Origin of the sequence: Geobacillus lituanicus, assembly GCF_050994965.1 — a bacterium.
Taxonomy (GTDB): domain Bacteria; phylum Bacillota; class Bacilli; order Bacillales; family Anoxybacillaceae; genus Geobacillus; species Geobacillus stearothermophilus.
This window is the reverse complement of record NZ_CP194773.1, coordinates 2,506,782-2,527,218: the sequence shown is the minus strand read 5'-3', so window position 1 is coordinate 2,527,218 and position 20,437 is coordinate 2,506,782. Positions and strand designations below refer to the sequence as shown.

16 protein-coding genes and 1 pseudogene are annotated in these 20,437 nt (G+C 57.7%); 15 read left to right on the top strand and 2 right to left on the bottom strand.

Going from position 1 to position 20,437, the window contains the following annotated elements; all coding sequences use genetic code 11:
• Window positions 1–44: 44 nt before the first annotated feature.
• Window positions 45–293 carry a DUF2627 domain-containing protein gene (locus ACR1UW_RS12890; protein ID WP_033009427.1) on the bottom strand — a complete coding sequence of 83 codons (249 nt, stop codon included), beginning with the start codon at window positions 291–293 and terminating at the stop codon, window positions 45–47.
• 139 nt (window positions 294–432) lie between these two features.
• On the opposite strand from ACR1UW_RS12890, the gene ACR1UW_RS12885 reads away from it, so the two are divergent.
• The 12 genes from ACR1UW_RS12885 (at window position 433) to ACR1UW_RS12830 (ending at window position 14,640) form a co-directional block, all read left to right on the top strand.
• Entirely contained in the window at window positions 433–2,496 is a 2,064-nt protein-coding gene (locus ACR1UW_RS12885; protein ID WP_063329785.1) for a sigma-54 interaction domain-containing protein, read from the top strand.
• 129 nt (window positions 2,497–2,625) lie between these two features.
• The gene (yqiS, locus tag ACR1UW_RS12880) at window positions 2,626–3,537 is read left to right on the top strand and encodes a phosphate butyryltransferase (protein ID WP_498933614.1); all 912 of its coding nucleotides are present in this window, start codon (window positions 2,626–2,628) and stop codon (window positions 3,535–3,537) included.
• Window positions 3,538–3,557: 20 nt separating this feature from the next.
• Window positions 3,558–4,661, top strand: a complete 1,104-nt coding sequence (locus ACR1UW_RS12875; RefSeq protein ID WP_033009431.1) for a leucine dehydrogenase — start codon at window positions 3,558–3,560, stop codon at window positions 4,659–4,661.
• A gap of 55 nt (window positions 4,662–4,716) precedes the next feature.
• The gene (buk, locus tag ACR1UW_RS12870) at window positions 4,717–5,829 is read left to right on the top strand and encodes a butyrate kinase (protein ID WP_498933612.1); all 1,113 of its coding nucleotides are present in this window, start codon (window positions 4,717–4,719) and stop codon (window positions 5,827–5,829) included.
• A gap of 31 nt (window positions 5,830–5,860) precedes the next feature.
• A complete protein-coding gene (gene lpdA, locus ACR1UW_RS12865; RefSeq protein WP_150825811.1) occupies window positions 5,861–7,282 on the top strand; it encodes a dihydrolipoyl dehydrogenase in 1,422 nt (473 codons plus the stop codon).
• 69 nt (window positions 7,283–7,351) lie between these two features.
• Window positions 7,352–8,347, top strand: coding sequence for a thiamine pyrophosphate-dependent dehydrogenase E1 component subunit alpha (locus ACR1UW_RS12860; RefSeq protein ID WP_033009435.1), 996 nt, complete (start codon window positions 7,352–7,354; stop codon window positions 8,345–8,347).
• Window positions 8,348–8,360: 13 nt separating this feature from the next.
• A complete protein-coding gene (locus ACR1UW_RS12855) occupies window positions 8,361–9,344 on the top strand; it encodes an alpha-ketoacid dehydrogenase subunit beta (protein WP_021322378.1) in 984 nt (327 codons plus the stop codon).
• Between the two features lie 124 nt (window positions 9,345–9,468).
• On the top strand, window positions 9,469–10,812 hold the full coding sequence (locus ACR1UW_RS12850; protein ID WP_498933609.1) for a dihydrolipoamide acetyltransferase family protein: 1,344 nt from the start codon (window positions 9,469–9,471) through the stop codon (window positions 10,810–10,812).
• Window positions 10,813–10,931: 119 nt separating this feature from the next.
• The gene (locus ACR1UW_RS12845; RefSeq protein WP_498933607.1) at window positions 10,932–11,909 is read left to right on the top strand and encodes a YncE family protein; all 978 of its coding nucleotides are present in this window, start codon (window positions 10,932–10,934) and stop codon (window positions 11,907–11,909) included.
• On the top strand, window positions 11,906–12,580 hold the full coding sequence (locus ACR1UW_RS12840) for a response regulator transcription factor (protein WP_289666814.1): 675 nt from the start codon (window positions 11,906–11,908) through the stop codon (window positions 12,578–12,580). Before ACR1UW_RS12845 ends, ACR1UW_RS12840 begins: the two co-directional genes overlap by 4 nt.
• A gap of 2 nt (window positions 12,581–12,582) precedes the next feature.
• A complete protein-coding gene (locus ACR1UW_RS12835) occupies window positions 12,583–13,989 on the top strand; it encodes a sensor histidine kinase (RefSeq protein WP_498933605.1) in 1,407 nt (468 codons plus the stop codon).
• A 66-nt stretch (window positions 13,990–14,055) separates the two neighbouring features.
• The gene (locus tag ACR1UW_RS12830) at window positions 14,056–14,640 is read left to right on the top strand and encodes a Uma2 family endonuclease (RefSeq protein WP_011231854.1); all 585 of its coding nucleotides are present in this window, start codon (window positions 14,056–14,058) and stop codon (window positions 14,638–14,640) included.
• 94 nt (window positions 14,641–14,734) lie between these two features.
• On the opposite strand, the pseudogene ACR1UW_RS12825 reads toward ACR1UW_RS12830, so the two are convergent.
• Window positions 14,735–14,873, bottom strand: a pseudogene (locus tag ACR1UW_RS12825) (type II toxin-antitoxin system HicB family antitoxin); the annotation flags it as partial.
• A 186-nt stretch (window positions 14,874–15,059) separates the two neighbouring features.
• Between ACR1UW_RS12825 and ACR1UW_RS12820 the strand changes: the two are divergent.
• From ACR1UW_RS12820 to meaB, 3 genes are read left to right on the top strand one after another with little or no spacing between them, the layout of a single operon-like run.
• A complete protein-coding gene (locus ACR1UW_RS12820; protein ID WP_498933602.1) occupies window positions 15,060–17,108 on the top strand; it encodes a methylmalonyl-CoA mutase family protein in 2,049 nt (682 codons plus the stop codon).
• A complete protein-coding gene (scpA, locus tag ACR1UW_RS12815; RefSeq protein WP_498933600.1) occupies window positions 17,092–19,287 on the top strand; it encodes a methylmalonyl-CoA mutase in 2,196 nt (731 codons plus the stop codon). Before ACR1UW_RS12820 ends, scpA begins: the two co-directional genes overlap by 17 nt.
• On the top strand, window positions 19,284–20,432 hold the full coding sequence (gene meaB / locus ACR1UW_RS12810; RefSeq protein WP_498933598.1) for a methylmalonyl Co-A mutase-associated GTPase MeaB: 1,149 nt from the start codon (window positions 19,284–19,286) through the stop codon (window positions 20,430–20,432). The genes scpA and meaB overlap by 4 nt, the downstream gene beginning before the upstream one ends.
• Window positions 20,433–20,437 lie beyond the last annotated feature (5 nt).

The following is a 20,437-nucleotide window of genomic DNA, read 5'->3' as shown; positions in this document are numbered from 1 at the left end:
GCGTTTTTTGGCTTGCCTTGAAATGGATGGTTTCTAATTCCGAATCAAGGCGTTTTTCGTTTTCGTTGAAAACGCGCCTGCACTTTGTTCCGTTTTCGGTCGCGGTGCAGCAAAAACCCGCCGATAAACGCCAACCCGGCTGCAAACAGCACAAGCCCGGCGAGAAATTGCAGCCATAAGGCGGCAAACGGCGGCTGCATGATGCCAAACAACGCATCGCGCATCCATTTAATGCCGAGCGCCGCCGCCAGCCCCGGAACGACTAAAATGAACAGCGCAATCATTCGTCCCATCGCGATCGCGTCCCTTTCCCAGCAGAAATCACTTCACCGATTATCATAACCGTTATCCGTCATTTGTCAAGGAACGAAAAAGCGGGTATGATAAAACTGTCTGCAAAATTTGGCATAGGACGAAATGTGGGGGAACAGGATGAAAAACGTGATCATCATCGGGGCGGATTCGCGGGGAACCTCGTTGCTGAAACTGCTCCATGAAGCGTCAGGGTTTGACGTCGTGGCCGTCATTGATGTTGATGACAACGCCCCGGGGCTGCAATTGGCGCGCAAATGGGGCATTGCGGTTGGCCGCGACTGGCGCCCATGGATGGATGAGCCGCTTGATTTGATTATTGAAACGACCGGGAGGGCAGACGTTCTTGAGTCAATCCGCCAGCAGGCGCCCAAGGGGGCGAATATCGTTCCAAGCGCCGTCGCGCGAATGATGGCGGAGCTCGTCGAGGAAAAGGAAGCGCTCATCGCCAAGTTGAAAAGCGAGGCGGCCCGGCGCGCTCTCATCTTTCACTCGTCCCACGATGGCATGATTGTCATTGATGAATATGCTTACATTACCGATATGAATGAAAGCGCCGCCCAGCTTCTCGGAGTGGACAAGGACGAGGTGATCGGCCGCCATATTTTATCCGTCTTGCCGTCAAGCGGCTTGCCGCGCGTGCTGAAAACGAGGCAGACGGAATTTCATCAAGAGGTGGAGCTGGCCAACGGGAAAAAAATTATCGCCACCCGCATCCCGATTATTGACGACAGCGGCAAATTGTTCGGGGCGTTGGCGGTGTTCAAAGATATTACCGAACTCGTCGCATTGGCGGAAGAAATCACCGACCTAAAGGAAATCCGCATGATGCTTGAGGCGATCATCCATTCATCAGAAGAAGCGATCTCTGTCGTTGATGAAAACGGCAACGGCATTTTAATCAATCCGGCGTATACAAGGCTGACCGGTTTGACGGAAGAGGATGTCATCGGCAAACCGGCGACCGCCGACATCGCGGAAGGGGAAAGCATGCATATGCAAGTGCTCAAAACGCGCCGTCCGGTGCGCGGCGCGCGCATGAAAGTCGGCCCCAAAAACCGCGATGTCATCGTCAATGTCGCTCCGATTATCGTTGACGGAGTGCTCAAAGGAAGCGTCGGTGTCATTCATGATGTATCGGAAATCCAGCGGCTGACGGCTGAACTCAACCGGGCGCGGCAAATCATCCGCACGCTTGAAGCGAAATATTCATTTGCGGATATTATCGGCGAATCGGAAGAAATGAAAGTGGCCATTGAACAGGCGAAACTGGCGGCGAAAACACCGGCGACGATTTTGCTGCGAGGGGAATCGGGCACAGGCAAGGAGCTGTTCGCCCACGCCATTCACAACGCGAGCGACCGGAAGTATAACAAGTTTATCCGTGTCAATTGCGCCGCGATTCCGGAAACATTATTAGAAAGTGAACTGTTTGGCTATGAGGAAGGAGCGTTTTCTGGTGCGCGGCGCGGCGGCAAGCGCGGGCTGTTTGAAGAGGCGAACAACGGCAGCATTTTCCTCGATGAAATCGGCGAGCTGTCGGCCAGCACGCAGGCGAAGCTGCTCCGCGTTTTGCAGGAGCGGGAGATCGTTCGCGTCGGCGGGACGAAGCCGATTCCGATCAACGTCCGCGTCATCGCCGCCACGAACGTCAACCTTGAAAAAGCGATTGCCGAAGGAGCCTTTCGCGAAGACTTATACTATCGGCTCAATCGGATGCCGATTTACATCCCGCCGCTGCGCGCCCGCAAGGAAGACATTCCAGCGCTTTGCCGGCATTTGATCCAAAAGCTGAACCAAGATTACGGGCGCAACGTCGAAGGTGTCACGGATGAAGCGATGGTGAAGCTTCTTGCCTATGATTGGCCAGGAAATGTCCGCGAGCTCGAAAACGTGCTCGGGCGGGCGATGATTTTCATGAAGTTTCATGAAGTGATGATCGATATTTCGCATTTGCCGCCGCTTTCCGCGCCGTCGGCCGCGCCGTCGGTTCGCCCCGAAACGGAAGGGGAGTTCCGGCCGCTTGACGAGATGCTTGGCCGGTATGAAGCCCAATTGCTCGAAGAGGCGCTCCGGCGTCATCGCGGCAATAAAACAGCAGCGGCCCGCGCGCTCGGCATTTCGGTGCGCAATTTATACTACAAGCTTGAAAAATACAACATTGACAAAAACAGCGTGCAATAATTTGCGTATAGTGAAAAAGATTGCACAAACGAACTTCAACAGCCTTTATTTCATAAAGCGCTTTCACGTATTGGTGATTGGCATGGTTTTTGCATAGAAAGAAGTGCCTCGACGGATTGGCAGAAAAGGTTGGTGCAGACGATGAAGTTGAACACATTAATCGAGGAAGCAAGTCAATGTCAAGGTCGGACGGTGGCCGTGGCCGCCGCCGAGGATGAGGAAGTGATCGAAGCGGTGGCGATGGCGCTCGAGCATCGCCTCGGCCGGTTTGTGCTGTACGGAGACCGGGAGCGAATCGGACGGTTGCTCAAAGAAAAAGGGGGGGCGCGTTTTGCCGATGTCGACATCGTTCACGCCAATTCGGTCGCCCAAGCGGCCGAACTGGCGGTGCGCGCCGTTCATTTGAATGAAGCAGATGCCTTAATGAAAGGGCACGTACCGACGGCAACCTTGCTGAAAGCCGTCTTGAACAAAGAATACGGGCTGCGCACAGGAAAGGTGTTGTCCCATGTCGCGGTGTTTGACGTGCCGGAGTTCGAACGGCTGGTCATCGTGACCGACGCGGCCATGAACATCGCCCCCGATCTCGAGCAAAAAGTGCAAATTGTGAACAATGCCGTCAGCGTGGCGCGTTCCATCGGCATCGAGCGTCCGAAAGTCGCGGCGCTGGCGGCGGTGGAGACGGTCAATCCGGCCATGCCGGCAACCGTCGATGCAGCGGCGCTCGCGATGATGCAAAAGCGGGGGCAAATCGAACATTGCCTGCTTGACGGGCCGCTTGCCTTGGACAATGCAGTGTCCATGACGGCGGCGAAGCATAAACGAATTGAAAGCGAAGTGGCTGGACAGGCTGATATTTTGCTCGTGCCGGACATTGAATCCGGCAACATGTTGTACAAGTCGCTCGTCTACTTTGCAAAAGCCAAAGTCGGCGCGGTCATCGCCGGGGCGAAGGCGCCGATCGTCTTGACGTCGCGCGCCGACTCGGCGGAAAGCAAACTGTATTCGTTGGCGCTCGCCATCTGTTCGGCAGCGAAATGAAAAGAAGGAGGCCATCTGAGATGGAATTGTTCAAATATATGGAAACTTACGATTATGAGCAAGTGCTGTTTTGCCAAGATAAAGAATCGGGTTTGAAAGCGATCATTGCCATTCATGACACAACGCTCGGCCCGGCGCTCGGCGGGACGCGCATGTGGATGTACAATTCGGAAGAAGAAGCGCTTGAAGACGCCTTGCGCCTCGCCCGCGGCATGACGTACAAAAACGCGGCCGCCGGCCTCAACTTGGGCGGGGGCAAAACGGTCATCATCGGCGACCCGCGCAAAGATAAAAACGAAGCGATGTTCCGGGCGTTCGGCCGCTTCATTCAAGGGCTGAACGGCCGCTACATCACGGCGGAAGACGTCGGCACGACCGTCGCCGATATGGATATCATCTATCAAGAAACCGACTATGTCACCGGCATTTCGCCCGAATTCGGCTCATCCGGCAACCCATCGCCGGCGACCGCCTACGGCGTATACCGCGGCATGAAGGCGGCGGCAAAAGAGGCGTTCGGCAGCGATTCGCTCGAAGGAAAAGTCGTCGCCGTCCAAGGAGTCGGCAATGTCGCGTATCATTTGTGCCGCCATTTGCACGAAGAAGGAGCGAAACTCATCGTGACTGACATCAACAAGGAAGCGGTGGCGCGCGCGGTCGAGGAATTCGGAGCGAAAGCGGTCGACCCGAACGACATTTACGGCGTGGAGTGCGACATTTTTGCTCCATGCGCGCTCGGCGGCATCATCAACGATCAAACGATTCCGCAACTGAAAGCGAAAGTGATCGCCGGATCGGCGAACAACCAGCTGAAAGAGCCGCGCCATGGCGACATCATCCATGAAATGGGCATCGTCTATGCCCCGGATTATGTGATCAACGCCGGCGGCGTCATCAATGTCGCGGACGAACTGTACGGCTACAATCGGGAACGGGCGATGAAAAAAATCGAGCAAATTTATGACAACATCGAAAAAGTGTTTGCCATCGCCAAGCGCGACAACATTCCAACGTATGTGGCCGCCGACCGGATGGCGGAAGAACGGATTGAAACGATGCGCAAAGCGCGCAGTCAATTTTTGCAAAATGGTCACCATATTTTAAGCCGCCGTCGCGCCCGCTAACAGCGGCGCGGGGCGGCCTTCCGCCCCGCCGGCGGATGACGGAGGGACGACAACGATGCAAGAGCAGAAGTTCCGCATTTTAACGATCAATCCAGGTTCGACGTCAACGAAAATCGGCGTCTTTGAAAACGAACGGCCATTGCTCGAAAAAACGATCCGCCACGAGGCGGAGGTGCTTCGGCAATATAAAACGATTGCGGATCAGTATGAGTTCCGCAAACAAACGATTTTGCAAGCTCTCGATGAAGAAGGGATCAATTTATCGAAGTTGAACGCCGTCTGCGGCCGCGGTGGGCTCCTCCGCCCGATCGAAGGCGGGACGTACCGCGTCAATGAGGCGATGCTTGAAGATTTGCGCCGCGGTTATTCGGGACAGCACGCCTCCAATCTCGGCGGCATTTTGGCGCATGAGATCGCCTCGGCCTTAAACATCCCGGCGTTTATCGTCGACCCGGTCGTCGTCGATGAGCTTGAGCCAATCGCCCGGATCAGCGGCTTTCCGCTCATTGAGCGGCGCAGCATTTTCCACGCCCTAAACCAAAAAGCGGTCGCGCGCCGCGTCGCCAAGCAGCTTGGGAAACGGTATGACGAACTGAACTTGATCGTCGCCCATATGGGCGGCGGCATCACGGTCGGCGCCCACAAGCAAGGAAGGGTCGTCGATGTCAACAACGGCCTTGACGGCGAAGGCCCGTTCAGCCCGGAGCGCGCCGGGACGGTGCCGGCCGGCGATTTGGTGGCGCTATGCTTCTCGGGCGACTACTATCGCGAGGAAGTGATGCGCATGCTCGTCGGTCAAGGCGGACTTGTCGGGTATTTGGGCACGAACGATGCGGTGAAAGTCGAGAACATGATCGAAGCCGGCGATGAAAAGGCCAAGCTCGTGTATGAGGCGATGGCGTACCAAGTGGCGAAAGAAATCGGTGCGGCAAGCGCCGTGCTTTCCGGCAAAGTCGACGCCATCATTTTGACCGGCGGGTTGGCGTATGGCAAATCGTTTGTCGAACAGATCACTCGCCGCGTGCAATGGATCGCCGATGTCATCGTCCATCCGGGCGAAAACGAACTGCAGGCGCTCGCTGAAGGCGCGCTTCGCGTCCTGCGCGGCGAAGAAGAGGAAAAAGTGTATCCAGGCAAGGCCGTTTCGCCGGTTCCAGCCCGGCGTTGATGCGGCAACGGATGAGAAAGGGGAAGACAAGATGGCAAAAGAATACGATGTCGTCATTCTCGGCGGCGGCACGGGTGGCTATGTGGCCGCTATTCGCGCCTCGCAGCTCGGCTTGAAAACGGCGGTTGTCGAAAAAGGGAAGCTCGGCGGCACGTGCCTGCACGCCGGCTGCATTCCGTCCAAAGCGCTGCTCCGCAGTGCGGAAGTGTACGCGCAAACGAAAAATAGCGAGGCGTTTGGCGTCATCGCCGGTGATGTGCGCCTTGATTTCGCGAAAGTGCAGGCGCGCAAAGCGACGATTGTCGACCAGCTCCATAAAGGTGTGCAGCATTTGATGAAAAAAGGGAAGATCGATGTGTACGCCGGCATCGGCCGCCTGCTCGGCCCGTCGATCTTTTCCCCGCTGCCGGGGACGGTGTCGGTTGAGATGAACGACGGCAGCGAAAACGAAATGCTTGTCCCGAAATTCGTCGTCATTGCCACTGGTTCGCGGCCGCGCACGCTACCGGGGCTTGAGCCGGACGGCGAATTCGTGATGACATCGGATGAGGCGCTACAAATGGAGGTGCTTCCGTCGTCTATCTTGATCGTCGGGGGCGGCGTCATCGGCATGGAATGGGCGTCGATGCTCAACGATTTCGGTGTGGAGGTCACCGTGCTTGAGTATGCCGATCGCATTTTGCCGACAGAAGATGAAGATGTCTCAAAAGAAATGGAAAAACTGCTCCGCCGCCGCGGCGTCAACATCGTCACAGGAGCGCGGGTGCTCGCGGAAACGCTCGAGAAAGGAAACGGCGTCACGATCCAAGCGGAGCATCAAGGCGAGCGGAAAACGTTTGCGGCCGACAAGATGCTCGTTTCCGTCGGGCGTCAGGCGAACATTGAAGGAATTGGTCTTGAAAACACCGAAATTGTTGTGGAGAAGGGATATATTCAAACAAACGAGTTCGGCCAAACGAAAGAATCGCACATTTACGCAATCGGTGATGTCATCGGCGGCCTGCAGCTGGCCCATGTCGCTGCCCATGAAGGGATTGTCGCCATTGAGCATTTGGCCGGGCGCAATCCAGCGCCGATTGACTATTCGATGGTGCCCCGCTGCATTTACACCCGTCCGGAAGCGGCGGCGGTCGGCTTAACCGAACAAGAGGCGAAAGCGAAAGGCTATGATGTCAAGATCGGCAAATTTCCGTTTAAAGCCATTGGCAAGGCGCTTGTGTTCGGTGAGGCGGAAGGGTTTGTGAAACTCATCGCCGACCGGAACACGGACGATCTGCTTGGCGTCCATATGGTCGGGCCGCACGTGACCGATTTGATTTCCGAAGCCGGGCTCGCCCGCGTGCTTGATGCGGCTCCGTGGGAAGTGGCCCATGCGATCCACCCGCATCCGACGCTGTCAGAGGCCATGGCGGAAGCGGCGCTGGCGGTCGATGGCAAAGCTATTCATTTTTAACCGATTTCGCCGTATGCGCGCGGCGCGTGATCATTGGTTGACTATGTGAATCTAAGGGAGGTTGTTGTGATGGCGCAAAACCGTCATCAAGCGCTCGGATTAAGCGATGACACGGTGTTGGAAATGTATGAAACAATGCTTCTCGCCCGCAAGCTCGATGAGCGGATGTGGCTGTTAAACCGCGCCGGAAAAATTCCGTTCGTCATCTCGTGCCAAGGGCAGGAAGCGGCGCAAGTCGGCGCGGCGTTCGCCCTCGATCGGACGAAGGACTATGTACTGCCGTACTACCGCGATATGGGGGTTGTGTTGACATTCGGCATGACGGCGAGAGAATTGATGCTGGCGGCGTTTGCCAAGGCGGAAGACCCGAACTCCGGAGGCCGGCAAATGCCTGGCCATTTCGGGCAAAAGAAAAACCGGATCGTCACCGGCTCCTCGCCCGTGACGACGCAAGTGCCGCATGCGGTCGGCTTTGCGTTAGCGGCGAAAATGGAAAAGAAAGATTTTGTCGCTTTTGTCACCTTTGGCGAAGGGTCGTCGAACCAAGGCGACTTCCATGAAGGGGCAAACTTCGCCGGTGTTCACAAGCTTCCGGTCATCTTCATGTGCGAAAACAACAAGTACGCCATTTCCGTGCCGATTTCGAAACAACTCGCGTGCGAAAAAGTGTCCGACCGCGCTGTCGGTTACGGCATGCCGGGCTATACGGTCGACGGCACCGATCCGCTTGAAGTATACCGCGTCGTCAAGGAAGCGGCCGACCGCGCCCGCCGCGGCGAAGGGCCAACGTTGATTGAAGCGGTGACGTATCGGCTGACGTCGCACTCGTCGGATGACGACCATCGCGTCTACCGGACGGAAGAAGAGCTCGCCGAGGCGCGCGCCAAAGACCCGATCATCACATTTGCCAACTATTTGAAAGAAACGGGCGTTTTGACCGATGAACGGGATGAAGAAATTCAAGCGCGCGTCATGAAGGAAGTGAACGAAGCGACCGACTACGCGGAGAAGGCGCCGTACGCCGAGCCGGAGCATGCGCTTCGCTACGTGTATGCCGAGGAGTAAGGGGGAATCGACGATGCCTGTTATTTCCTATATTGATGCGGTCACGATGGCAATTCGCGAAGAGATGGAGCGCGACCCGCGCGTGTTTGTGTTAGGAGAAGACGTCGGCCGAAAAGGCGGAGTGTTCAAAGCGACGCAAGGATTGTACGAGCAGTTTGGCGAAGAGCGCGTGATTGATACGCCGCTTGCCGAATCGGCGATCGTCGGCGTCGGCATCGGCGCGGCGATGTACGGTCTGCGCCCGATCGCGGAAATTCAGTTTGCCGACTTCATCATGCCGGCGGTCAACCAAATCATTTCGGAGGCGGCGCGCATTCGCTACCGCTCGAACAACGACTGGAACTGCCCGATCGTCATCCGCGCCCCATACGGCGGCGGTGTTCACGGTGCTCTGTACCATTCTCAATCGGTGGAAGCGATTTTCGCCAACCAGCCGGGGCTGAAAATCGTCATGCCGTCGACGCCGTATGATGTAAAAGGATTATTGAAAGCGGCGATTCGCGATGAAGATCCGGTGCTCTTTTTCGAGCATAAACGCGCCTACCGCCTCATTAAAGGAGAAGTGCCGGAAGACGACTACGTATTGCCGATCGGCAAAGCTGATGTCAAGCGTGAAGGAGAGGACATCACGGTCATCACGTACGGGCTGTGCGTCCATTTTGCCTTGCAGGCGGCCGAACGCGTCGCACAAGACGGCATTTCCGTCCATCTGCTCGATTTGCGCACCGTCTACCCGCTTGACAAAGAAGCGATCATCGAAGCGGCGAGCAAAACGGGGAAAGTGCTGCTCATTACGGAAGACAATAAAGAAGGCAGCGTCATGAGCGAAGTCGCCGCCATTATCGCGGAGCATTGTTTGTTTGATCTCGACGCGCCGATTATGCGCCTTGCCGGTCCAGACGTTCCGGCCATGCCGTATGCGCCGACGATGGAGAAGTTCTTTATGGTCAACCCGGAAAAAGTCGAAAAAGCGATGCGTGAACTCGCGGCGTTTTAATGTAGGAGCAGTGGAGGAGCGGAGAACCCCGGTCCGCAGCGGAGCTTCTCAAGTTTTGAGGCGAACCGCAGGCGGCCGGGGCGCCGCGGCGAAGACATTGCAGCCAAGATAGGAGGGTATCGATGTGGCCATCGAACAATTGACGATGCCTCAGCTTGGGGAGAGCGTCACGGAAGGCACGATCAGCAAATGGCTTGTCTCCCCGGGCGACAAAGTGAACAAATATGACCCAGTTGCCGAAGTCATCACCGATAAAGTGAGCGCGGAAATTCCGTCGTCGTTTGCCGGCGTCATCCGCGAGCTGATCGCCAAAGAAGGGGAGACGCTCCCGGTCGGCGCGCCGATTTGCACGATCGAAGTCGAAGGCGCTGCACCGGCGCCGGAAGCGAAGCCGGCGGATGAAGCGCCGAAAGCAGAAGACAACGCCAAGCCAGCCGCTCCGAAAAAGGCCGGCCGGGCAAACAACGGCCGCTATTCGCCGGCCGTGCTCCGCTTGGCTCAGGAACACGGCATTGACCTCGAACAAGTCCAAGGCACCGGTCTTGGCGGGCGGGTGACGCGCAAAGATTTGCTCAAACTCATTGAGTCCGGCCAAATTCCGAAAGCGGGAGCGGCACCGGCGGCGGAACAAGCGGCGCCAAAAGCGGAACCGAGAACGGAGCAGCCGGCCCCGGCCGCCGCGGCGGCTCAACCGTCTGCCGCGGCCGCGCCAACCGCGCCGCAGGCAGCGCCGATCAAACTAGCGGCCCCGAACGTCGAAGCCGGAGCGGGCGACATCGAAATTCCGGTCACCCCGGTGCGCAAGGCGATTGCGGCGAACATGCTCCGCAGCAAACACGAAGCGCCGCACGCGTGGACGATGGTCGAAGTCGACGTCACCGACCTGGTCGCCTACCGCGATGCGATCAAAGACGAGTTCAAGCGGCGTGAAGGCTTCAATTTGACGTATTTCGCCTTCTTCGTCAAGGCAGTCGCCCAAGCGCTGAAAGAATTTCCACAGCTGAACTCGACGTGGGCGGGCGATAAGATCATTCAGCGCAAAGACATCAACATCTCGATCGCCGTCGCGACCGATGACGCCTTGTTCGTGCCCGTCATCAAGCACGCCGATGAAAAAACGATCAAAGGCATCGCCCGCGAAATCGCTGAACTGGCGGCAAAAACGCGCGCCGGCAAACTGCGCCCGGAAGACATGCAAGGCGGTACGTTCACCGTCAACAACACCGGTGCGTTCGGCTCGGTGCAGTCGATGGGCATTATCAACTACCCGCAAGCGGCCATTTTGCAAGTGGAAACGATCGTCAAACGACCCGTCGTCAAAAACGGCATGATCGCCATCCGCGACATGGTCAACTTATGCTTGTCGCTTGACCATCGCGTCTTGGACGGCCTCATTTGCGGCCGCTTCCTCGCCCGCGTCAAAGCGATTTTGGAAAACATGAACAAAGACAACACGCCGATTTATTAACGATTCCCCCATCGCCATCGAGTTGGCGGTGGGGTTTTTGCATGGCGCGATTTCAAACTTCTTTCACAAATGTGAGGTATAATGTGGGCATAAACGAACGTAAGAAGGAGAAAAACGAGATGAAACGAGCGAGTGTGTCGGTGCTGTTGTGCTGGTTCTTTCTGCTAAGCGGCTGCGTCCATCCGTCGTTTCCCCCGGTGGCTGCTTCGCGTTCAGTCGTCATCAGCCTCGATGTCAAAGCGGGAACGGTCACCTTTTTGAACGCGAAAAATGGCAGCAAAATCGCCCGTTGGAACATCAATGAACCGTTTCAAGGAGGGGCGTTGAGCCCAGACGGCCGGACGCTTCTTTTGTACGGACGGGAGCTTGACGGCGTATATCGGTATGATTTGGCGACGGGAAAGCCGCTTTCAGAGTGGAAAACGGGAAGCGGCATCGTCAGCGCGGCCCCGTCCCCGGATGGCCGTACGTGGTTTTTCGGCGACAGCGAACATCACGCGGTGCGCGTTGTGAGCCGGGGCGGGAAAGAGATCGCCCGCCTTTTGGTCGGACGCTCTCCGATGACGCTGCTTGTCAATCGCCAAGGAACGGAGCTGTATGCCATCGACTTTCAAGACGGCCGCGCCTTTGTCATTGATGCAAGCCGCCTCCGCGTCATTCGCTCATTTTCGGTGCCGAAGATGGCGTTAGGTGGATTGATGCGCGAGCAGCAAGGGGAATTGTGGGTCGGCGGACATGGAAGCGGAAACAAGGTGGAGAAGAATGTTCACGTCTATTCGCTTCAAGACGGCCGCTTGTTGCGGACGATTGCCGCCCCGGTCATGCCGGTTGATTTTGTCGAAACAGGCCGCGGCGTGTTTGTGCTAAGCCACGGTTCGAACACGGTCTATCAATTTTCGCCAAGCGGGAAGCGGCTCGGCTCCATCTCTGTCGGCGCCAATCCATTTGCGATGGAAGCGGCGTTGGGCCGTTTGTATATCGCGAGCTATGACAGCGATGAAATGATCGTGGTCGATGAGGCGACGCTGCGCCCGCTCGCCCGCTGGAAGACGGGAGACGGCCCGCTGCAGCTATTCATTCGGGAGGGACGGACATGAAGGAGCGCGTTGTTTTAATGGTGGATGATGAGGAAGACATGCGCCTGCTCGTTGGCATGTATTTGGAAAACGCCGGCTTTCGCTGCCTCGAAGCAGGGGACGGGGAAGAAGCGCTGGTGCTGCTTTCGCAACATCCGGTTGATGTTGTGCTGTTGGACGTCATGATGCCAAAACAGGACGGATTCGCCGTCTGCGCCCGCATCCGCGAGCAGTCGGACGTGCCGATTTTGTTTTTGACCGCGCTTGGCGAAGAATGGGATAAAGTGAAAGGATTGAAGCTTGGCGGCGACGATTACATCGTCAAACCGTTCAGCCCGGGAGAGCTCATCGCCCGCCTTGAGGCGGTGCTGCGCCGGGTGCAGCGCGTCCGCGAGCACGACGGACGGCTGCAATTTGGCGACCTTGCCATCGACGAAAAAGGACGAACCGTGACCGTTGGCGGCGAGGCGGTGAAGCTGACGCTGAAAGAGTTTGAGCTGTTGCTGTTTTTGGCGAAACACCGCGGACAGGTGTTCAGCCGCGATGATTTGCTCGTCAAAGTGTGGGGCTACGACTACACGGGAAACGCCCGCACGGTCGATACGCATGTGAAAACGCTGCGTATGAAGCTGAAAGACGCTGCCCGCCACATCCAAACCGTCTGGGGCATCGGCTACAAGTTTGAGGGATGAACATGAGGCGGCTTCGGTTAGGACAGAAAATATGGCTTTCGATCGGCGCCGCGGTCGTGGCGACGCTGGCGTTTTCTTTTGGTCTTCTCAATTATTTTTACCGGACGGTGTACATGAAAGAAGTCGAGCGAACATTGATCGCGGAAGGGACGAGCCTCGCCCGCGACTATCGCGGCGGGGCGGTGACGGAGGCATATCGCCGTCAAATCAAATGGTATGATGAAAAATCGACGGCCACGATCTTGTTGATTGACAACCCGCGCGAACTGAGCGCCTGCTTTCCGTTTCCGGTCCACTATGACGCGTTAGTCAGCGGCCGCGACCGGGAAACGCTGTTAAATGGAAAGCCTGTTGTCAAAACGGGATACGAAAAGCGGTTCGGCCGCCGCGTGATGGCGGTCGTCGTTCCGCTTTTGGACGGCAGACGGCTTGAAGGAGCGATTTACTTGTATTTGCCGTTAGCCGACGTTCAGGCGGCAACGAAGCGGGCGGCCACCGCGTTTTGGCCGTTGGCCGCCATATTCGCGGGCGCGCTGTTGGTTGTCGGCCGACGGATGGTGCGGCAGATGACCGAGCCGCTCCAAGCGATGGAACAAGCGGCAGAACGCATGGCGGAAGGACGTTATGAGGCGGACATTCCCGTGCGGAGCGATGATGAAATCGGCCGCCTGGCGAAGGCGTTCAACCAAATGGCGGACGCCATTGCCAAAGAAGACGAGCGGAAACGCGCGTTTTTAGCGAACGTCTCGCATGAGCTGCGCACGCCGCTCAGCTATATGAAAGGATACAGCGAAGCGCTCCTTGCAGGCCTCGCGAAAACGAAGGAAGAAGAAAAGGCGTACCTTCGCCTTATCCACCGCGAAACGGAGCGGATGGAGCGGCTGGTGCGCGATCTTCTTGACCTGGCGCGCCTTGAAGGGCAAAGCGTGCCGCTCGAGCGCGCGCCGGTGGCGTTTGCCCAAGTGATCGAAGATGTCATCGCCACGTACGAACCGATCGCCGCGCAAAAGCGGATCGAGTTGGCGTGCGAGTTGGACTATGACATCATCGTCAACGGCGACGCCGACCGGCTCGAACAAGTCGTGCGCAACTTGCTCGACAACGCCATCCGCTACACCCCGGAAGGCGGCGCGGTGACGGTGCGGCTTTCCCGCTTGTCGGAAGCGGAAGGCGAGCTTGTCATCCAAGACACGGGAAAAGGAATTCCGAAAGACCAGCTCCCGCTTCTCGGCCAGCGCTTTTTCCGCGTCGACCGCGCCCGCACCCGCAAAGAAGGCGGCACCGGCTTAGGGCTTGCCATCGTTAGGCAAATCGTCGTCCTTCATGACGGCGCGATTTTGTTCGACAGCGACCTTGGACGCGGGACGACTGTATCGATTCGCCTGCCGCTCGTTCGGGAAGAGGAGTAAACATCGTTCAAGACACAGGAATGGATGATGTATAATCAATATAAAATTAGGAGGCAGGTGGAGGATATGGGTTCACCAGAAAAGGAACAGGCCCCTATGACCTACAAAGAGTATGCGACATGGCCGGAAGGAAAACGGTGCGAGGTCTTGGACGGGAACATCATTAGCATGGCGCCGTCGCCGACACCGGAACATCAATCAGTTTCGCTTCAACTTTCCATTGAATTCGGGATGCATCTTCGTGGGAAGGATTGCCGCGTGTTGGCCGCCCCGATCGATGTGTATCTTTTCGAAGATCATCGCAAGGGATGGATGGATGAAAACGTCCGAAACTGGGTATGCCCCGATCTTGTCGTCATCTGCGACAAAAACAAAATTCAAAAAAACCGCATTGTCGGGGCTCCGGATTTGGTCGTCGAGATCTTGTCCCCCGCCACGGCCAAAATCGACCGGATGGACAAACGGATCGCGTACGAGCGGGCCGGGGTGAAGGAATATTGGATCGTTGACCCGGCGAATCAAGTGGTGGAAGTGTATTTGCGCGGAAAAACAGGAAGATTGGAACTTCATGGAGTGTACAACCGGGATGACGCCGTTTTGGTTCATGTATTGAAGGATTTCGTGATCGATTTGCGAAACATTTTCCAATGAATAAATGGCAGTTGAGATTTTCGCTAAGCGGTGATTTGGAGGGGGGCGAGGGAGCATCGTCCAAGAGAGCATGCAACAACGCCCTCTTCCTTTCATGTTTTTTCAGGGCTTCTTGGAGGATTTGTGAATCGTTGAGATGGTGTTGTTTCGCCAAGTCATCGAGCCATTTCGGGATCGTTCATGTTTTTTTTTTTGACCGCTTTGTTTTCCATTTCATGGCGAAATGGTGGCATCAGCAAGTTGTTTGCCTTTTTGTTCATTGTCCAAACGCGGCCGATGTACTACAATAAACATAGAAACCGTTTTTTCCCACACGAAGCGTCATCAGCGCTTCGTTCTGAGCAGACGGGTTCGAGAGGGAAAGGTGCGGCTTGAAAAGAAAGCGGTTTCTTATGTCTGGAAGGCAAAGGGGGATCGGAATGAGCGATGTCGCGAAGATGAAGGAAGCGGCGTTTCCGGCTCCGACGGTGGAGGAGTGGGAGCGGGAAGCGGAAAAGTCGCTGAAAGGCAAGCCGCTCGAGCGGCTTGTGACGATGACGTACGAAAACATAGCGGTGAAACCGCTCTATACGCGCTGCGATGTGGAGGCGCTCGGCCCGCTGGAGCAGTACCCGGGCTTTGGCCAGTACGTGCGCGGAGCGCGGCCGGAAGGGTATCGGGGCGGGCCGTGGAAGGTGAGCCAGGAGATTTCGGCGGCGAGCCCGTCGGAATGGAACGAAGCGGTCAAGCACGACTTGGAGCGGGGACAGACGGAAATCCATTTCGCTCTCGGCCGGCTGCCGTTTGCCGTCGAGTCGGTTGATGATGTGGCGGCGATGTTGGATGGCGTGCCGCTGGACCGCTATTCGCTCCGTGTGGACGCCGGGGCGCGGTCGCTTTCGTTTTTGGCGCTGTTGGCCGCTTATTTAGAGGAACGGGGCGTCCCGCTATCGAGCGTACGGGGCGCGATCGGCATGGATCCGCTCGGAGCGTGGGCGGAGCAGGGGACGCTCCCGTGTTCGCTTGAGCGGCTGTATGATGAAATGGCGGAAGCAACGAAGTGGGCGAAGGAACAGATGCCTGCCGTTCGCACGATTTTGGTGCGCGGCGAGCCGTACCATAACGGCGGGGCGAACGCCGTGCAGGAGCTCGCGTTTTCGTTGGCGGCAGCCGTCGAGTACATCCGCGCCGGGTTGGACCGGGGCTTGACGGTTGATGACATCGCGACAAGGATGCAAGTGTCGCTCGCCGTCGGAGCCGACTTTTTCATGGAAATCGCAAAACTGCGGGCGGCGCGGCGCTTGTTTGCTCAAGTGATGGAGGCGTTTGGCGGCGGTGAATCAGCAAGGCGGATCGAGCTGCATGTGCGCACGTCGCCCTTTACGAAAACGGTGTACGACCCGTATGTGAACATGCTGCGGGCGGCGGCGGAAGCGTTTGCGGCCGTTGTCGGCGGCGCCGATGGCGTGCACGTGTCGCCGTTTGACGAAGCGATCGGACTCGCTGATGAGTTTTCACGGCGCATCGCCCGCAACACGCAGCTCATTTTGCTTGAAGAGGCGCATATGGCAAACGTCATCGACCCGGCGGGCGGCTCGTATTATGTGGAAACGTTGACCGCCAAGCTCGCTGAAGAAGCGTGGAAGCTGTTCCAACGCGTCGAAGAACAAGGCGGCATGGCGAAGGCGCTCGAAGCCGGCTTCGTGCAGACGGAAGTGGAAGCGGTCGCCAAGCGGCGGCTTGATCGGGTCAAGATGCGGAAGGAAAAAATCGTCGGCACGAACGTGTATGCGAACTTAGAAGAAACGCCGATCGAAAAGCCGACGCAAGCCGCGGCGAACGAGTTGCCGCCGCTGGATGAAAAGCGGATGGCCGACATTCGCAGTACGCTCGTCAGTGGGAATTGGGTGGAAGCCGCAATTGGCGCGGCCCGCCGTCGAGCAACCGCTCGGGAAATCGCGGCGGCTCTCGCTGACGGAAACACGTCCATCCGCATTGCGCCGATTCGCGCATGGCGCTTGGCCGAGCCGTTTGAGCGGCTGCGCAAGGCAGCCGAGAAGCATGCGGAGCGTACGGGAAGCCGGCTTTCCGTTCACTTGATCAATATCGGGCCGCTTGTCCGCCATCAAGCGCGCGCCGATTTCATCGCCGGGCTGTTTGCGGCCGGCGGGGTGGCGGCTGAGCGGAGCGACGGCTTTGCCTCGGTCGCGGAAGCGGTTGAATGGGTGCAAAGCACGAGCGGGACGCATTATATCGTGTGCGGCGCCGACGACGATTACCCGGCGTTTGTTCCGGCGTTGGCTCGGGCGTTCAAGCAAGCCAAGCCGAACGCGAAGCTGTATGTCGCCGGAAAGCCGCCGGAAGAGCTCGAGAACACGTACGGGGCCGCGGGCGTGGACGGATCGATTCATCTCGGTTCGAACGCGTACGATGTGATCGTGGCGTTTTTCACGGAAAGAGGGGTGGCGTTGGATGGCGAAGTACGTTGATTTTACCACCATGCCGCTTTCCACGGCGGCGGCCGATGTGGAGGAGAAACAGTGGAAAGACGCCATCGAGCGGCGCGTGCAAGCGTCGATCGATGAGCTGTTGGTTCAGACGAATGAGCACATTGCGGTGAAGCCGCTGTATACAAAGGAAGACATCGATGGGCTTGATTTTCTTGATTATATGCCCGGCTTGCCGCCGTACTTGCGCGGGCCGTACCCGACGATGTACGTCGTGCGGCCGTGGACGATCCGCCAATACGCCGGCTTTTCGACCGCCGAGGAGAGCAACGCCTTTTACCGGCGCAACTTGGCGATGGGGCAAAAAGGGTTGTCGGTCGCTTTTGACTTGGCGACGCACCGCGGCTATGACTCCGACCATCCGCGCGTCGTCGGCGACGTCGGCAAAGCGGGGGTGGCCATCGACTCGGTGCTCGATATGAAAATTTTGTTTGACGGCATCCCGCTCGACCAAATGTCAGTGTCGATGACGATGAACGGGGCGGTGCTCCCGATTATGGCGTTTTACATCGTCACCGCCGAAGAGCAGGGAGTGACGCAAGACAAGCTGTCCGGCACGATCCAAAACGATATTTTGAAAGAATATATGGTGCGCAACACGTACATTTATCCACCGGAGATGTCGATGCGCATCATCGCCGACATTTTCGCCTATACGGCCAAATACATGCCAAAATTCAACAGCATCAGCATTTCCGGCTACCATATGCAAGAAGCCGGGGCGCCGGCCGATTTGGAGCTGGCGTACACGCTCGCTGACGGGCTTGAGTACGTGCGCACCGGCTTGAAAGCCGGCATTGACATCGACTCGTTCGCGCCGAGGCTGTCGTTTTTCTGGGCAATCGGCATGAACTACTTTATGGAAGTGGCGAAACTGCGGGCGGCGCGCCTCATGTGGGCGAAAATGATGAAAACGTTCAATCCGAAAAATCCAAAATCGCTCGCTCTAAGGACGCATTCGCAAACGTCGGGCTGGAGCTTGACCGAGCAAGATCCGTTCAACAACGTCGTGCGCACGCTCATCGAGGCGCACGCGGCGGCGATGGGGCATACGCAGTCGCTCCATACGAACGCCTTGGATGAAGCGATCGCCTTGCCGACCGACTTCTCGGCGCGCATCGCCCGCAATACGCAGCTGTACTTGCAGGAAGAAACGGGCATTTGTCGGACGATCGACCCGTGGGCCGGTTCGTATTACGTCGAGACGTTGACGAACGAGTTGATGAAGCGGGCGTGGGCGCATATCGAAGAAATCGAAAGCTTAGGCGGGATGGCGAAAGCCATTGAAACCGGCATCCCGAAAATGCGCATCGAAGAAGCGGCGGCCCGCCGCCAAGCGCGCATCGATTCAGGAGCGGAAACGATCATCGGCGTGAACAAATACCGCCCGGAAAAAGAAGAGCCGATCGACATTTTGGAAGTCGACAACACCGCCGTGCGCCAGCGGCAAATCGAGCGGCTGAACGAGCTAAAGGCGACGCGCGACAACGAGCAGGTCGAAGCGGCGCTTGACGCCATCACAAAAGCGGCGGAAACGGGCGAGGGGAATTTGCTCGAGCTTGCCGTCCAAGCGGCGCGCGTCCGGGCGACGCTCGGGGAAATTTCGTACGCGATCGAAAAAGTGGCGAGCCGCCATCGCGCCGCCATCCGCTCGATCAGCGGCGTTTACAGCTCGGAATACAAAAACGAAGCGCAGCTCGAGCGGGTGAAGCGACGGGTTGAGCAGTTCGCCGAACTCGAAGGACGCCGCCCGCGCATCTTGATCGCGAAAATGGGGCAGGACGGCCATGACCGCGGGGCGAAAGTCATCGCCACAGCGTTTGCTGATTTAGGGTTTGACGTCGACATCGGCCCGCTCTTCCAGACGCCGGAAGAAACGGCGCGCCAGGCGGTCGAAAACGATGTGCACGCCGTCGGCATCAGTTCGCTCGCCGGCGGGCATAAAACGCTTGTGCCGCAGCTCGTCGAGGAGCTTGAAAAACTTGGCCGCGATGATATTTTGGTCGTCGTCGGCGGCGTCATTCCGCCGCAAGACTACGCGTTTTTGTATGAGCACGGCGCCGCCGCCATTTTCGGACCGGGCACGGTCATTCCGGAAGCGGCGGAAAAAGTGTTGGATGAAATTTACGCCCGGCTTGGCTATGAGGAAGTGAACCAATGAACGGCGAAGAGAAACGGCGGGAACAGGCAAGCGGCCAGAGCGCAGTTTCGGACGGACAGCCGCGGCGCCCGGAATGGGCGGACGGCAATGGTCTGTCGTCGTACGTGCAAGCCGAGCGCCCGCCGGCGCCGAAGCGGCTCGTGCGGCGAAAAGAACGATCGGTTAAAGAATACGTCCAAGGAGTGCTCGCCGGCGACCGCACCATTTTGGCGCAGGCGATTACGCTTGTCGAAAGCAATGCGGCCAGGCATATGGATCTCGCCCAGCAAGTGCTCAATGAACTGCTTCCGCACGTCGGCCGCTCGATTCGCATCGGCATCACCGGCGTGCCGGGGGCGGGGAAAAGCACGTTCATTGAAGCGTTTGGCACGTTTTTGTGCGAGCAGGGCCATCGCGTCGCCGTCTTGGCCGTCGACCCGACGAGTTCGTTGACCGGCGGCAGCATCCTCGGCGACAAAACGCGAATGGAGGCGCTTGCCCGCCATCCGCACGCCTTCATCCGTCCATCTCCATCCGGTGGGGCGCTTGGCGGCGTACACCGAAAAACGCGCGAGACGATGATGCTGTGCGAGGCGGCCGGCTATGACATCATCCTCGTCGAGACGGTCGGCGTCGGGCAAAGCGAGTTTGTCGTCCGAGGGATGGTTGACTTTTTCTTGTTGCTCGCCTTAACCGGCGCCGGCGACGAGCTGCAAGGCATGAAGCGCGGCATCATGGAGCTGGTGGACGCCATCGTCATCAACAAGGCGGACGGCGATAATAAAGAAAAAGCAAAAGCGGCGCAAAAAGAATACAACCAGTTTCTCCATTACCTCCGCCCGGCCACGCCCGGCTGGGAGACGAAAGCGTACACATGCTCGGCGCTTTTGGGAGAAGGGATCGCCGACATGTGGCGCGTCATTCAAACGTTTGTCAAGACGACAAAGCAATCCGGCGTCTTTTTCGACCGCCGCCGCCAGCAGCAAAAAGACTGGATGCACGCCATGATCAAAGAATATGTGGAAACGCGCTTTTTTGCCGATCCGGTCGTGAAAGAAAAGCTCCCGATGCTCGAGAACAGCGTCATTTCCGGCGCCAAGCCGGTCACCGCCGCCGTCCGCGAGCTGATCGAGGCGTATGAACGGAAGCGAGGCGGTGAACTGTGATATGA

What these genes read in the sequence shown, in the direction of transcription:
- ACR1UW_RS12890 (WP_033009427.1), bottom strand. Translation starts at nt 293, where the DNA reads ATGGGACGAATGATTGCGCTGTTCATTTTAGTCGTTCCGGGGCTGGCG.
- ACR1UW_RS12885 (WP_063329785.1), top strand. Translation starts at nt 433, where the DNA reads ATGAAAAACGTGATCATCATCGGGGCGGATTCGCGGGGAACCTCGTTG.
- ACR1UW_RS12875 (WP_033009431.1), top strand. Translation starts at nt 3,558, where the DNA reads ATGGAATTGTTCAAATATATGGAAACTTACGATTATGAGCAAGTGCTG.
- buk (WP_498933612.1), top strand. Translation starts at nt 4,717, where the DNA reads ATGCAAGAGCAGAAGTTCCGCATTTTAACGATCAATCCAGGTTCGACG.
- lpdA (WP_150825811.1), top strand. Translation starts at nt 5,861, where the DNA reads ATGGCAAAAGAATACGATGTCGTCATTCTCGGCGGCGGCACGGGTGGC.
- ACR1UW_RS12860 (WP_033009435.1), top strand. Translation starts at nt 7,352, where the DNA reads ATGGCGCAAAACCGTCATCAAGCGCTCGGATTAAGCGATGACACGGTG.
- ACR1UW_RS12855 (WP_021322378.1), top strand. Translation starts at nt 8,361, where the DNA reads ATGCCTGTTATTTCCTATATTGATGCGGTCACGATGGCAATTCGCGAA.
- ACR1UW_RS12845 (WP_498933607.1), top strand. Translation starts at nt 10,932, where the DNA reads ATGAAACGAGCGAGTGTGTCGGTGCTGTTGTGCTGGTTCTTTCTGCTA.
- ACR1UW_RS12840 (WP_289666814.1), top strand. Translation starts at nt 11,906, where the DNA reads ATGAAGGAGCGCGTTGTTTTAATGGTGGATGATGAGGAAGACATGCGC.
- ACR1UW_RS12835 (WP_498933605.1), top strand. Translation starts at nt 12,583, where the DNA reads ATGAGGCGGCTTCGGTTAGGACAGAAAATATGGCTTTCGATCGGCGCC.
- ACR1UW_RS12830 (WP_011231854.1), top strand. Translation starts at nt 14,056, where the DNA reads ATGGGTTCACCAGAAAAGGAACAGGCCCCTATGACCTACAAAGAGTAT.
- ACR1UW_RS12820 (WP_498933602.1), top strand. Translation starts at nt 15,060, where the DNA reads ATGAGCGATGTCGCGAAGATGAAGGAAGCGGCGTTTCCGGCTCCGACG.
- scpA (WP_498933600.1), top strand. Translation starts at nt 17,092, where the DNA reads ATGGCGAAGTACGTTGATTTTACCACCATGCCGCTTTCCACGGCGGCG.
- meaB (WP_498933598.1), top strand. Translation starts at nt 19,284, where the DNA reads ATGAACGGCGAAGAGAAACGGCGGGAACAGGCAAGCGGCCAGAGCGCA.